The sequence below is a fragment of the Janthinobacterium sp. 67 genome (genome assembly GCF_002797895.1).
Lineage (GTDB): Bacteria > Pseudomonadota > Gammaproteobacteria > Burkholderiales > Burkholderiaceae_D > Janthinobacterium.
This window is the reverse complement of record NZ_PGES01000001.1, coordinates 4,503,231-4,515,983: the sequence shown is the minus strand read 5'-3', so window position 1 is coordinate 4,515,983 and position 12,753 is coordinate 4,503,231. Positions and strand designations below refer to the sequence as shown.

Here is a 12,753-nt window from a genome sequence, read left to right as displayed (position 1 = left end):
AGACTTTGACTCGGGCGCTAACTGCCGCCGGTACAGATATTACTTCATCGAAGCGGTTGCGCCGGCTTCAACCAGTTTCTTCACTGCAGCTTCAGCGTCAGCTTTCGACACTGCTTCTTTCACAGTTTTTGGTGCGCCATCGACCAGGTCTTTAGCTTCTTTCAAGCCCAGGCCGGTGATTTCGCGAACTGCTTTAATGACGCCAACTTTGTTTGCGCCGAAGGTGTCCAGAACAACGTTGAACTCGGTTTGCTCTTCAGCAGCTGCTGCTGGGCCTGCTGCAGGACCGGCCGAAGCCATTGCTGCTGCGGACACGCCGAATTTTTCTTCGAATGCTTTAACCAGGTCGTTCAGGTCCATTACGGACATGGCGCTAACTGCTTCCAGGATATCGTCTTTGCTAATTGCCATTTTGAAACTCCTAAATTTATTACGTTAGTTACATCAGATTGGTACTGAGAGAAAAAAGCGCGCGCAATTAAGCGGCTGCTGGGGCTTCTTCTGCTGCTGCTTCTGCAGGAGCTTCGGCGCCTTCGCCTTTTTTCGCTGCCAGGGCAGCCAGACCACGTGCAAAGCCCGAAACCGGAGCCAGCATAACGCCCAACAACTGCGAAATGAGGACTTCACGGCTAGGAATGCTCGCCAACGCGGTGACAGCAGCTGTATCCAGCGGCTTGCCTGCGTAGTTACCTGCTTTGATGACCAGTTTGTCGTTGGTTTTAGCGAAGTCAGCGATGACTTTAGCTGCTGCAACGGCATCGGCCGAGATCGAGTAGATCAACGGGCCGGTCATGGCATCTGCCAGGCTGGCGAATGCGGTACCTTCAACGGAGCGACGAGCCAGAGTGTTTTTCAACACACGCAGGTACACGCCTTGGGCACGCGCTTTAGCACGCAGTTGCGTCAAGTGACCAACCTGGATGCCACGATATTCGGCCACGACGATCGTTTGCGCATTTGCTACTTGTGCGGAAACTTCGGCGACGACGGCCTTTTTGTCATTCAGATTGAGACTCACGGTCAACCTCCTTAAATGATGTTCGGCAATCACAACCGAGTGGTTGAGCGCCTTGCATCGGTTCGAACACGGCGTCCGAAGTCAAGAAGTACTAAACTGAGCGGATGGATTCACGCAGCATGAGGACTACAAAACTTGTTCGGGTACACCATCTGCGTTGGGCACTGGCCGTTGCCGGCCAGCCTATTAACCTTCTGCATGTGCGATCGCAGTCGGCCCAACGGTCTTTGATTGTCTGCCTGCCTGGTGCGAACACCGGGCAGACAGCCCAAAGATGCGCCCGCAGCGCCCGAAGGCGCTACAGGACTTGATTCTGTTACTTAAGCTGCCAGGCTAGCCTGGTCAACACGGACGCCAGCGCCCATGGTCGACGACAGCGAAACTTTGCGCAGGTACACGCCTTTGCTCGATGCTGGCTTGGCTTTGTTCAGTGCGTCGATCAGTGCGACCAGATTCGACTTCAGATCTGCGTCAGCGAACGATTTACGGCCGATGGTAGCGTGGATGATACCGGATTTGTCGGTACGGTACTGAACTTGACCGGCTTTCGCGTTTTTCACGGCGGTAGCGACGTCAGGAGTAACAGTGCCAACTTTCGGGTTAGGCATCATGCCGCGTGGGCCCAGGATCTGACCCAGGGTACCAACGATACGCATGGTATCTGGCGAAGCGATAACGATGTCGAAAGGCATGTCGCCGGCTTTGATCTGCTCGGCCAGGTCTTCCATACCAACGATGTCGGCGCCAGCAGCTTTAGCCGCTTCCGCTTTTTCGCCCGACGCGAAGACTGCCACGCGCACGGTTTTGCCGGTACCAGCTGGCAGCACGACGGAGCCGCGCACCACTTGGTCGGATTTCTTAGGATCTACGCCCAGTTGTACCGATACGTCGATCGATTCATTGAACTTGGCCGTTGCGCACTCTTTGATCAGAGCGACAGCGTTGTCGAAAGCGTACACTTTGGTACGGTCGACTTTGGCTTTCAAAGCCTTGATACGTTTGGATAACTTAGCCATTATACAACACCTTCCACCGTGATACCAATCGAACGAGCGGAACCAGCGATGGTGCGCACAGCAGCATCCATGTCGGCAGCGGTCAGATCAGGGGTTTTCAATTTAGCGATTTCTTCAGCTTGTGCGCGGGTCAGCGTACCGACTTTGTCGGTATGTGGCTTCGGCGAACCTTTGGTGATCGCAGCAGCTTTTTTGATCAGGTAGGTTGCTGGAGGCGTCTTCATCACGAACGTGAAGGACTTGTCCGCAAACGCGGTGATCACGACTGGAATCGGCATGCCTGGCTCCAGACCTTGGGTCTGTGCATTGAAGGCCTTGCAGAATTCCATGATGTTCAGACCACGTTGACCCAGAGCTGGACCGATTGGTGGGGATGGGTTTGCTTTACCAGCTGGCACTTGCAGCTTGATAAAACCAATGATTTTCTTTGCCATGATGGCTCCTATCTTGGATTGAGTAGTAGCGCCCCGCCGATCCTACCCTGGCGGGGCTCCTCTGACCGGATTTCCCTGATAAAACCGGGACGCTCCTGGTGGCGCTTGATACAGATTTAAACTTTTTCGACCTGGCCGAATTCGAGCTCTACCGGAGTAGCGCGGCCGAAGATGGTGACAGAAACGCGCACTTTGGATTTCTCGTAATTGACTTCTTCGACATTGCCGTTGAAATCGGTGAACGGACCATCCTTGATGCGGACTTGCTCGCCCACTTCGTACAAGGTCTTCGGACGGGGCTTTTCAACACCTTCCTGCATCTGGCGCATGATGGCATCGATTTCGCGCGCGGAGATCGGCGTCGGCTTGTTCGATTTGCCACCGATGAAACCGGTAACCTTGCTGGTGTTCTTGACCAAGTGCCAGCTCTCGTCCGTCATTTCCATTTCAACCAGCACATAGCCAGGATAGAAACGACGTTCGGTGACCGACTTCACACCATTCTTGACTTCAACCACTTCTTCGATCGGCACGAGGATCTGGCCGAACTGGTCTTGCATGCCCGCGCGCTCAATGCGCTCGGTCAGTGCGCGCATGACGCTTTTTTCCATGCCGGAATAAGCATGCACGACATACCAGCGCTTGCTGCTCACTGGCACGCTCAGCGCTGCACCAGTATCCGCTGCCGGAGCGTCGCCCGGAACGGATTCGTCCGCCGCTTCATCATGCACATTTTCGCTCATTATTTTTTCCAACCAAGAATTACGTCATACAACAAAAACTCGAGCAATTTATCCGTACCCCACAGGAAAATCGCCATGACCAGCACAAAGGCAAACACGATCGCAGTGATCTGCGTGGCTTCTTTGCGGGTCGGCCAAACGACTTTCTTGGTTTCGCGCACTGCTTCTTTGGCGAAATTGAGAAATTCACGGCCGGTCGTCGAGACATACAAGAGCGCAACAGCAATAACCAAACCAGCCACAAGCGCGCTTGCACGCACCAGAGCTGGTTGGCCTGCCAGGTAATAAAACCCGACTACTCCTGCAATCGCAGCCACTATTGCCAGCGCGACTTTTATCTTGTCACTCGACGTGCTAACGGTTTGCACGGATTGATTTGACATTTTTCTACTTTCGGTGCCCTGCACCTTGACGGTGGCAGGGACGGAGGGCATCGAACCCCCAACCTTCGGTTTTGGAGACCGACGCTCTGCCAATTGAGCTACGTCCCTACGTAAAACTTTCGAGGAGTGCTATTCTACCACCCAGGACGCCCCGGGTGGAAGCATAACATTTCCTTATGCGAGGATTTTTGCAACCACGCCGGCGCCGACGGTACGGCCGCCTTCACGGATAGCGAAGCGCAGACCTTCTTCCATCGCGATCGGGTTGATCAGCTTGACGGTGATCGACACGTTATCGCCTGGCATGACCATTTCTTTGTCTGCTGGCAACTCGATCGAACCGGTCACGTCCGTCGTACGGAAGTAGAACTGTGGACGATAGTTGTTGAAGAATGGCGTATGACGGCCGCCTTCGTCTTTCGACAGAACATAGATCTCGCCGGTGAAGTGGGCGTGCGGCTTGATCGAGCCTGGCTTGGCCAGAACTTGACCACGTTGCACGTCTTCACGCTTGGTGCCGCGCAGCAGCAGACCAACGTTGTCGCCTGCTTGACCTTGGTCCAGCAGTTTGCGGAACATTTCCACGCCGGTGCAAGTCGTTTTGACGGTATCGGTGATGCCGACGATTTCGATCTCTTCGCCGACTTTGATGATGCCGCGCTCGATACGACCGGTCACAACGGTACCGCGACCCGAGATCGAGAACACGTCTTCCACTGGCATCAGGAACGCACCGTCAACAGCGCGCTCTGGCGTTGGGATGTAGGCATCCAGCGCATCGGCCAGACGCAGCACTGCGTCAACGCCCATTTCGCCTTCTTTGCCTTCCAGCGCCATACGTGCCGAACCTTTGATGATAGGCAGGTCGTCGCCTGGGAATTCGTACTTCGACAACAGCTCGCGCACTTCCATTTCAACCAGTTCCAGCAGCTCTGCGTCGTCGACCAGGTCGCACTTGTTCAGGAACACGATGATGTATGGAACGCCAACTTGGCGGGCCAGCAGGATGTGTTCGCGGGTCTGTGGCATTGGGCCGTCAGCTGCGGAGCACACCAGGATCGCGCCGTCCATCTGCGCCGCACCGGTAATCATGTTTTTGATGTAGTCGGCGTGGCCTGGGCAGTCAACGTGCGCGTAGTGACGCGTTTCCGTTTCGTACTCGACGTGGGCGGTGTTGATCGTGATACCGCGCGCTTTTTCTTCTGGAGCCGCATCGATCTGGTCGTATGCTTTAGCTTCGCCGCCGAATTTCTTCGACAGAACCGTTGCGATTGCAGCGGTCAGCGTGGTTTTACCGTGGTCGACGTGGCCGATGGTGCCGACGTTGACGTGCGGCTTGGTCCGTTCGAATTTACCTTTTGCCATTTTGAACTCCTAATGATTTGATTAGATTGCTCAGGCACACGCCCGACGGTCTGGTTTGAATTGCTTCTGTGCTGCCTGCTGCGAATTCTGGTGCCCTTGACGTGGATCGAACACGTGGCCTCTCCCTTACCAAGGGAGTGCTCTACCACTGAGCTACAAGGGCTGTAATTTGTTGCATGCGATGCATCAAGCATCTGAACGGAAACTGGAGCGGGTGAAGGGAATCGAACCCTCGTCGTAAGCTTGGAAGGCTTCTGCTCTACCATTGAGCTACACCCGCGAGGTATCGTTCACTTTTCTTCACTTGCTTTTTGCTACTACCCAGTTTTCCTTGCAAAAACTTGGTGGAGGGGGCTGGATTCGAACCAGCGTACTCATAGAGAACAGATTTACAGTCTGTCGCCTTTAACCACTCGGCCACCCCTCCGCGGGAACCGCAGAGTATGAAGCATCTACTCACAACTGTCAACCTTATTTACTGATGCCTGACTGCTGCATTTGCGTATAAAGAAGAAGTTGGCTGCTTCGGGGCGTGATTATAAGCTCCCGATTTGAGAATGTGCAAGGGTTGGCGCGAAAAAGTCGGCTTTTTTCGCATTTTTTTTATCTTCCCTGCCCGCAAGCCGCATTTTCCCGTCATTCGCCCCGTTTTCTCCCGTTCACCGTGCGTCAGGCGGATGCATCCAGGTGTTGCCCAAGGGCTTATATTTACGCAACAACTGCTGATGCAGGCCCGACAGCACCGGCAATTTGGGGTTGCGCGGGTCCAGGCGGCGCACACCGGCGATAAACGTCAGCGCCTGCTGCCCCATGCGCTCATCCCAGCCCTCGTGCTCCAGGCATTTCAGCACGGCAACGGCCGCATTGAAGACCACTTGCGGATTGTCGGGCAGGCGCGTGACGGCCTCGCCCATCAGATCGACGGCGCCGCGGAAATCGCCCTCGCCCGCCCGGGCGGCGCCGGCCGCCACCATATCGGCCACTTCCTGGCGGCTTTGCCGCGCCAGCGCCTTGGCCAGCTCTTCGCGTCCCGCCTGTTCGAACACGGCCATGGCGCGCGTCATGGCGGCGCTGTCGGGCGCGTTGCGCATGACTTCGCGCATCACCTCGGCCGCGCCATCTTCGCGGCCGTGCGCCAGGCAGTGGCGCGCCAGCTCGGTTTTCAGCATGTTCGAGCCGCCCACGCTGTGGCGGTTGGCGGCCAGGGCCGCGTCCAACGATTGCTGCAGACGCTCCTCGTTGCCCGTCTGCGCATGCAGCATGGCGCTGCACAGGGCGCTGCACAGTTCCGCATTCTTTTGCCCGCCCATCGACTTGTCGAGATCGCGGATCACGGCGCCCGCCTGCAGCGGGTCACCCTTGCGCACCAGGGTCTGCACCAGGCGCACATGGTCTTCCGGATCGCGGAATTCCGAATACTTGGCCTTGCTGACCACCAGCTTCAGGGCTTTTTCCGCCATGTCGATATCATCGGCCGCCAGGGCCGCCTCGCCCAGGCGGCGCAAGCGGCGCACGGCGTGCGGCGACAGGGCCACCGCTTCGCTCAGGGCGGCCTGTGCCAGTTCCGGTTTACCTTGCGCCAGATGCGTGCGCGCCAGCCAGTCATACGCATCGAGAAAACGCTTGTTGTTGTCCAGCAGCCCTTCCAGCATGCCCTGCGCCGCTTCGTACTCGCCCAGCAGGAACTGTGTCTTGGCCTGTCCCAGGCGCGCCCAGCCGATGGACTTGCTCTCGTACAAGGCCGCGTAGATCGGCTCGGCGTCGGTCGCCTCGCCCAGCAGCAGATGCAGTTCCGCGCGCAAGCGCAGGAAATCCGTGGCGTAGCGCGGATACAGGCTGGCGCCCTCGGCGCAGGCGGCGATCGCCGCGCGTTCATTGCCCACGTCGATCAGTGCATACACGGGTACGAAGGCATTGCGCTTGTCGAGCGCGCGGCCGATGCGCTCGAGCATGTTGTCAGCAGTGAATGGCTTGAGGATGTAATCGGTGGGCAACAGCTCGACGGCGCTGACCACCTTGGCGAAGCTGCCTTCGCCCGTGACCATGAAAAACATGGTCGAAGCGTGCATCAATTTGTGGTGGCGCAAGTCTTCCAGCATCTGCTGGCCATCCTGCCCGCCGTCGAGGTCGTATTCGCACAGGATCAGATCATACGATTTGCTGCCCAGCATGCGGATCGCCTGGCCCGAGCTGGCCGCGTCGTCGATCTTCGCCAGGCCGCACAGGTTGAGCATATTGTGCAGGCTGGCGCGCATGCCCGGATGCGGTTCGATGATCAGTGCGCTGAGGCCCTTGAGTTCTTTCATGTCGTAATGTCCGAAAACTCCGCGGCGCGCCACACTGGTGCGTGGCGCCGGCCAGCATGAGGCTGCCGAGTATATGACGGCGCCGCGCGCAAGGGAATGGCGGCGTGCCGAAAAGCGCCAACGCGGTTGCGGCTCAAGCGGTGGCGTGCTCCGGATGCCACAGTTGCGGCTCGTTGTCGATCAGGTCCAGCAGCGCCGCCACCACTTCCGGATCGAACTGGCTGCCGCTGCGCTGTTCGATGTATTCGCGCACCTGCGGATACGGCCACGGCTCCTTGTAGGGCCGCTCGTGCAGCAAGGCATCGAAGACGTCGACCACGGCCACGATGCGCGCGGCCACGGGAATGTCGCGCCCCTTCAGGCCGTTCGGATAGCCGGCGCCATCGAAGTGTTCGTGGTGGCCGCCGGCAATCTGCGCGCCGTACGTCAGGTAGCTGACGCCGTCGACCATGTTGGCGGCCCGCTCGAGGATGGTGCGCCCGACGCTGGCGTGCAGCTGCATCTGCGTGCGTTCCTCGTCCGTATGCCTGCCCGGTTTCAATAGCACGGCGTCCGGCGTGGCCACCTTGCCCACGTCATGCAGGATGCTGGCCAGGCCGATCATGTCGAGCAGCTGCGGGCTGAGCTCGTCGGCATACGCGCCGCGCTGCTGCATGCGCTGGGCGATGGCGTCGGACAATTGCTGCACGCGCCGCACGTGGCCGCCCGTGTCGCTGTCGCGGAACTCGGCCAGGTCGGCCAGCGCCACGACGGTCGCTTCCTGCGCCTTGCGCAGCTGGCCGAACATGTACAGGTTGTCGAAGGCGGCGGCGATGCGCTGGCAAAACACTTCCAGCAAGTCGCGCTGGATCTGCGCCAGCGGCCACGGCGGCGTGACGGAGATGGCCAGTTCGCGGTTGCCTTCCGTATGGATGAACAGCACGTTGGCCGGATGCTCGAACTGGCTGCGCTTTTCCGCGAAGGCCTTGTCGATGGTGGGCGTGAGCGCGTGATCGGCCGGCATCGCTTCGGACTCGGCCAGCACGGCATACGTGCCCGTGGCCGCCACCACCTCGGGCCGCCCGGCGCCGCCCTGCATCAAGCACAGCACGCCATCGGCGCCCACGTCGAGGATGGCGCTGACCTGGTTGAGCACGCCGGAAGCGAATTCGCGCAGGGAATGAATCTGGTACAGATTGGTGGCGCCGGCGAGGATCTTGCCCAGGCCGATGCGGCTGCGCTCGAGCATCATCAGGCTCTCGTAGGCGCGCAGGGCCGAAATGACGGTCGTAAACAGCTTTTGCGTCGTCAGCTCCGTCTTCGCCTTGTAATCGTTGATGTCGTATTCGATGATGACGCGCTGCTCGGGCGCCTGGCCCGGCTGGCCCGTGCGCAGCACGACGCGGACGATGGAGTTGTTCAGGTCGGCGCGAATGCGCTTGGCGAGGATCAGGCCGGCGTCATCCGTTTCCATCACCACGTCGAGCAGCACCAGCGCGATATCGGGCGTGTCGCGCAGGATCTCGTACCCTTCGCGGCCGCTGTAGGCGGAAAACAGTTCCAGTTCGCGGCCCTTGAAACTGACATTGCGCAACGCCAGCCGCGTGACCGCATGCACATCGACGTCGTCATCGACGATCAGGACACGCCACAGGCGCTGGTCGGGCGCGGCCAGCCCGGAGGGACTGGCCACCGGCTCATCTTCGTCGAGCAGCCAGTTATCATCTGCATCGGCTTTGAGGTCGGTCATGAATACTCCTAAGGGATAAGTTCGATGTGGACGCTGCGTTGACGCATATCAAGCATAATCAGATTAGATGCTGCTTACAACAGGATTCTGCGTACCGCCCTCTCCCGCGGCGGGCGCTGGCGCCGGTATCGAGGCGCCGCTGCGCGTGTTGCCGCCGCAATTGTCCTGGCCAGGCCCGACGGCCTGGTAGCGCACTTCGTATTTGCCCGCGCTGAGCTGTTCCACCGTCAGCTTGTCATTGGCCAGGATGTACAGGTAGCGCACATTCGAGCGCCGCTCCTGGTCATACAGCTTGACGAAGACGGGCGCGGCATTGCCGCTGTTATCGATGGTCAACACCAGTTCATCGCCCTTGTTACCGATCGGGAAGCCATCGACATAACCGGACCGCGCTGGCCATGGCTCGCCATTCGGCGCCACCAGCGCCGCCGAATCGGCCTGGCCCACGCCATCGCAGGCGGGCCGGCTCGCTTTCAGGCTCAGCTGCGCCACAGCCAGCACGCGGATCTCGGGTGCCTTCGCTTGCGCGGGTTCGGCCGCATACGGCTTGCCCACGGCCCAGCTATCGACTGCCACGGCCTCGCCTTTCGATGGCGCCGGCGCGGCCTCCGGCGCAGGGGGAGCAGCGCCATCGCGGGCCAGGCCGCTCCAGGCCGAGGCCAGCGCGGCAGGCATGGGCTGCGAGGTATCGAGCATCAGCAAGGCGCCCAGCCAGCCCAGCAGCAGGCAGACAAGCAGACTCAGCCACCAGCGCCAGTTGCGCCAGATGGGCTGCATGCCGCGCCGCGGCTTGCCCTTCGGCGGCGGCACATCCTGCGCCCACGTGTGCTCATGCGGCTGGGCATGACCTTTCGCGCGGCCATCGCGGCTCTTGCCTTCTTCCTGGTGGGTGCTTTCCAGCCATTCGATTTCCCATTCCTCGGCGGCGATCCACTCGTCGTGCTCCTTGCGGCGTTGCGGGTCGGACAAGGTGCCGTAGGCGCTGTTGAGGATGGCCATGATGCGGGCCGCCTTTTCGTCGCCGGGATTCTTGTCTGGATGGTATTTCTGGCTGAGGGCTTTGTACGCGGCACGTATGACTTCCTGCGGCGCCAGGCGCGCCACTTTCAGGTTGTCATAGTGTGTATGTATCTTTCCCATCGTTCTATCTTGAAATCGGTGCGCGGCGACGGGTTCTTGCAGGATGGAACCGTGCTGTGTCGGTCATCATATACGATATGACAAGATAATAACCACCGGCGGACAGGAAATTGCAGGGCGGAACTGCCCTGCCTTGATATTGCCGGCGCTTACAGGCGGTGACTGCGGTCACTCGACAACAGCGCTTGCGGCAACGCCACCTGATGCCCCACCACCAGCACCTTGAACAATTCCCCCATCTCGGCCGGCGACACCAGCTTTTGCACGGCGCTGGCCTGCGGCAGGTAAGTCTTGACCTGCTGCGGATCGGTGCGCAGCAGCAGGTCGCCGATACCGGAACCCAGCAGGAAGGACGCCTGGTTCATATAGGCGAGCACGTCGAGGCCCGCATCCTGCGCCGCCACCGCCATGGCCGTAAAATCCACATGGGCCGTGATGTCCTGCAAGCCGGGCAGATAAAACGGTTCCGCGTGGGCGTGATGGCGGTAATGGCACATCAGGGTGCCCGTGGCGCGCAAGTCCAGGTAATACTCGTGCGCCGGAAAACCGTAATCGAACAGCACGGCCGCGCCGCCCTGGCCATTGGTCAGCATCTGCGCCAGCGAGCGCATGAAGCCGCAGGCGACGCCATGAATTTCGCTGACATAGCCGACCGGCAAGTCGTCCGCGCCGGGCACCTGGGCGGCGATCTGCGCGGCCACGTCGGCGCCGGCCGGGCGCTCGATGAACACGAACTGGCCGTCGGCAATACTGACGTCGAGTTCGCACCAGCCGGCCGGCGTCTTGCTGATCAGGTTGACGGGCATGGCGTCGAGCACTTCATTGCCGAACACGGCGCCGTCGAAACTGTCGGGAAAACCGTCGAGCCACACCACCTGCGGGAAGGCGGCCAGCGCCCGCTCCTGGCGCGCGCGCAATTCGCCGGACAATTCGACGATCGCATACTGTTCGATCGCGATGCCGGCCTGCGCCGCTTCCGTCAGGATATCGAAGGCCAGCTTGCCCGTGCCGGCGCCGAATTCGAGGATGCGCGGGGCCGTTTGCGCCATAATAGCGGCTGCCACATGGGCCAGGGTGGCGCCGAACAGGGGCGAAATCTCCGGCGCGGTTGTAAAATCGCCATCTTTGCCCAGCTTGGCGGCGCCGCCGCTGTAATAGCCGAGGTCAGGCGCATACAGCGCCAGCTCCATGAAGCGGACAAAGGGAATGGCGCCGTCATTGCGCGCGATTTCGGCGGCAATCTGGTGCTGCAAGGCATGGGACGCGGCCAGCGCGTCGCTATCGGGTGCGGGAAGAGACATTCCCGCATTGTAGCGAATCGGCGGCGCATGCCGCCAGTGTGGCGTCCACCGAATATCTCAACCATAGCAAAGACATGACAGAAGCAACGACAACGCCATTCGACAGCACTCCCCGCGTCGCCCTCGTCACGGGCGCGGCGCGCCGCATCGGCCGCGCCATCGCGCTGGGCCTGGCGCGCGACGGCTGGGATATCGCCGTCCATTACCGCGACTCGCGCGAGGAAGCGCAGAGCCTGGTGGCGGAAATCACGGCGCTGGGCCGCCGCGCGCAAGCGTTCCCCTGCGACCTGGCGCAGGAAGCGGCCGTGCGCCAGTTGCTGCCGCAGGTGCAGGCGGCGCTGGGGCCAGTGACTTGTGTCGTCAACAACGCATCGTTGTTTGCATACGACAATGCCGGCGATTTTTCCGTCGCCGCGCTCGACGCCCACATGCACGCCAACCTGGCCGCCCCCATCCTGCTGGCGCAAGCGCTGTACCAGGCCACCCCGGCAGGCGGCCAGGCCGTGGTCATCAACTTGCTGGATCAAAAACTGTACAATCTCAATCCTGATTTTTTGTCGTACACCCTGTCCAAGGCGGCGCTGCTGTCGGCGACCACCATGCTGGCCCAGGCGCTGGCGCCGAAAGTGCGCGTGGTGGGCATCGCCCCCGGCATCACCATGGTTTCCGGCGAGCAGACGGAAGCGAACTTTGCCAAGGCGCATGAAAACACGCCGCTGGGCCGCTCCAGCACGCCCGAGGATGTGGCCGACAGCGTCTGTTACGTGGCCGGCGCGCGCGCGCTGACGGGCACGACCCTGCTGGTCGATGGCGGCCAGCATCTGATCGGTTTGCCGCGCGACGTCATGTTTTTGACCAAATAATCAGCAGCCACACCAAACAACCAGCATTCCAGCATCCCCTAAAAGGTAAAACTATGTCGTCCGCCCTGTCCCACCCTCGCCTGGCCGATTGCCGCCGGCTGTTCCTGCGCAATTACGAAGTCCTCATCAACATCGGTGTCTACGACTTCGAGAAAAAGGGCGAGCAGCGCGTCCTCATCAACGTCGACCTGTACATTCCCCTGGCCCTGTCGACGCCGAAGGATGACCAGCTGGAAGAGGTGGTCGACTACGACTTCATGCGCGAAACCATCGCCAGGCGCATGGCCCTAGGCCATGTGCAGCTGCAGGAAAGCCTCGTCGACGACGTGCTCGCCGCCATGCTGGCGCACCCGCGCGTGCGCGCCGCGCGCGTGTCGTCGATGAAACCGGACGTGTATCCCGACTGCGAAGGCGTGGGCGTGGAAGTATTCAAGATCAAGGATGAAGTATGAGCA

The 12,753-nt window shown here is 60.3% G+C and carries 13 protein-coding genes and 4 tRNA genes; 2 read left to right on the top strand and 15 right to left on the bottom strand.

Translation table 11 applies throughout. From position 1 onward, the window contains the following. Positions 1-39: 39 nt before the first annotated feature. The 15 genes from rplL to CLU90_RS20210 all read right to left on the bottom strand — a co-directional run bounded on the left by rplL (position 40) and on the right by CLU90_RS20210 (position 11,435). The gene (gene rplL, locus CLU90_RS20280; RefSeq protein WP_070223390.1) at positions 40-411 is read right to left on the bottom strand and encodes a 50S ribosomal protein L7/L12; all 372 of its coding nucleotides are present in this window, start codon (positions 409-411) and stop codon (positions 40-42) included. Between the two features lie 67 nt (positions 412-478). After that, positions 479-1,018, bottom strand: coding sequence for a 50S ribosomal protein L10 (gene rplJ / locus CLU90_RS20275; protein WP_034753621.1), 540 nt, complete (start codon positions 1,016-1,018; stop codon positions 479-481). Between the two features lie 320 nt (positions 1,019-1,338). Continuing rightward, positions 1,339-2,034: a 50S ribosomal protein L1 gene (gene rplA, locus CLU90_RS20270; RefSeq protein WP_034753134.1), complete on the bottom strand. Its 696-nt coding sequence runs from the start codon at positions 2,032-2,034 to the stop codon at positions 1,339-1,341. Further along, positions 2,034-2,468: a 50S ribosomal protein L11 gene (gene rplK, locus CLU90_RS20265; protein ID WP_034753131.1), complete on the bottom strand. Its 435-nt coding sequence runs from the start codon at positions 2,466-2,468 to the stop codon at positions 2,034-2,036. The genes rplA and rplK overlap by 1 nt, the downstream gene beginning before the upstream one ends. A 116-nt stretch (positions 2,469-2,584) precedes the next feature. Next, positions 2,585-3,211 (bottom strand): transcription termination/antitermination protein NusG, encoded by a 627-nt coding sequence (gene nusG / locus CLU90_RS20260; protein ID WP_092719293.1) that lies wholly within the window; start codon positions 3,209-3,211, stop codon positions 2,585-2,587. Then, the gene (gene secE / locus CLU90_RS20255; protein WP_010394308.1) at positions 3,211-3,594 is read right to left on the bottom strand and encodes a preprotein translocase subunit SecE; all 384 of its coding nucleotides are present in this window, start codon (positions 3,592-3,594) and stop codon (positions 3,211-3,213) included. Before secE ends, nusG begins: the two co-directional genes overlap by 1 nt. A gap of 32 nt (positions 3,595-3,626) precedes the next feature. Then, a tRNA-Trp gene (locus CLU90_RS20250) sits at positions 3,627-3,702 on the bottom strand. Positions 3,703-3,768: 66 nt separating this feature from the next. Continuing rightward, complete coding sequence (gene tuf, locus CLU90_RS20245; protein WP_100428800.1) at positions 3,769-4,959, bottom strand: elongation factor Tu; 1,191 nt, start codon at positions 4,957-4,959, stop codon at positions 3,769-3,771. Positions 4,960-5,047: 88 nt separating this feature from the next. After that, positions 5,048-5,122: transfer RNA gene (locus tag CLU90_RS20240), tRNA-Thr, on the bottom strand. A gap of 43 nt (positions 5,123-5,165) precedes the next feature. Further along, positions 5,166-5,239: transfer RNA gene (locus CLU90_RS20235), tRNA-Gly, on the bottom strand. 62 nt (positions 5,240-5,301) lie between these two features. After that, a tRNA-Tyr gene (locus tag CLU90_RS20230) sits at positions 5,302-5,386 on the bottom strand. Between the two features lie 232 nt (positions 5,387-5,618). Continuing rightward, positions 5,619-7,265, bottom strand: coding sequence for a tetratricopeptide repeat-containing response regulator (locus CLU90_RS20225; protein ID WP_100428799.1), 1,647 nt, complete (start codon positions 7,263-7,265; stop codon positions 5,619-5,621). 133 nt (positions 7,266-7,398) lie between these two features. Then, on the bottom strand, positions 7,399-8,994 hold the full coding sequence (locus tag CLU90_RS20220; protein WP_100428798.1) for a DUF3369 domain-containing protein: 1,596 nt from the start codon (positions 8,992-8,994) through the stop codon (positions 7,399-7,401). Positions 8,995-9,057: 63 nt separating this feature from the next. Then, a complete protein-coding gene (locus CLU90_RS20215; RefSeq protein WP_092713609.1) occupies positions 9,058-10,134 on the bottom strand; it encodes a J domain-containing protein in 1,077 nt (358 codons plus the stop codon). A 149-nt stretch (positions 10,135-10,283) separates the two neighbouring features. Next, a complete protein-coding gene (locus CLU90_RS20210; protein WP_100428797.1) occupies positions 10,284-11,435 on the bottom strand; it encodes a class I SAM-dependent methyltransferase in 1,152 nt (383 codons plus the stop codon). A gap of 74 nt (positions 11,436-11,509) precedes the next feature. On the opposite strand from CLU90_RS20210, the gene CLU90_RS20205 reads away from it, so the two are divergent. After that, on the top strand, positions 11,510-12,298 hold the full coding sequence (locus tag CLU90_RS20205) for an SDR family oxidoreductase (RefSeq protein ID WP_100428796.1): 789 nt from the start codon (positions 11,510-11,512) through the stop codon (positions 12,296-12,298). A 53-nt stretch (positions 12,299-12,351) separates the two neighbouring features. Beyond that, on the top strand, positions 12,352-12,750 hold the full coding sequence (locus CLU90_RS20200) for a dihydroneopterin aldolase (protein WP_100428795.1): 399 nt from the start codon (positions 12,352-12,354) through the stop codon (positions 12,748-12,750). Positions 12,751-12,753 lie beyond the last annotated feature (3 nt).

Excerpts from the sequence above, each read along its gene's own strand:
- rplL (WP_070223390.1), bottom strand. The coding sequence starts at position 411 with ATGGCAATTAGCAAAGACGATATCCTGGAAGCAGTTAGCGCCATGTCC.
- rplA (WP_034753134.1), bottom strand. The coding sequence starts at position 2,034 with ATGGCTAAGTTATCCAAACGTATCAAGGCTTTGAAAGCCAAAGTCGAC.
- rplK (WP_034753131.1), bottom strand. The coding sequence starts at position 2,468 with ATGGCAAAGAAAATCATTGGTTTTATCAAGCTGCAAGTGCCAGCTGGT.
- nusG (WP_092719293.1), bottom strand. The coding sequence starts at position 3,211 with ATGAGCGAAAATGTGCATGATGAAGCGGCGGACGAATCCGTTCCGGGC.
- secE (WP_010394308.1), bottom strand. The coding sequence starts at position 3,594 with ATGTCAAATCAATCCGTGCAAACCGTTAGCACGTCGAGTGACAAGATA.
- tuf (WP_100428800.1), bottom strand. The coding sequence starts at position 4,959 with ATGGCAAAAGGTAAATTCGAACGGACCAAGCCGCACGTCAACGTCGGC.
- CLU90_RS20225 (WP_100428799.1), bottom strand. The coding sequence starts at position 7,265 with ATGAAAGAACTCAAGGGCCTCAGCGCACTGATCATCGAACCGCATCCG.
- CLU90_RS20220 (WP_100428798.1), bottom strand. The coding sequence starts at position 8,994 with ATGACCGACCTCAAAGCCGATGCAGATGATAACTGGCTGCTCGACGAA.
- CLU90_RS20215 (WP_092713609.1), bottom strand. The coding sequence starts at position 10,134 with ATGGGAAAGATACATACACACTATGACAACCTGAAAGTGGCGCGCCTG.
- CLU90_RS20210 (WP_100428797.1), bottom strand. The coding sequence starts at position 11,435 with ATGTCTCTTCCCGCACCCGATAGCGACGCGCTGGCCGCGTCCCATGCC.
- CLU90_RS20205 (WP_100428796.1), top strand. The coding sequence starts at position 11,510 with ATGACAGAAGCAACGACAACGCCATTCGACAGCACTCCCCGCGTCGCC.
- CLU90_RS20200 (WP_100428795.1), top strand. The coding sequence starts at position 12,352 with ATGTCGTCCGCCCTGTCCCACCCTCGCCTGGCCGATTGCCGCCGGCTG.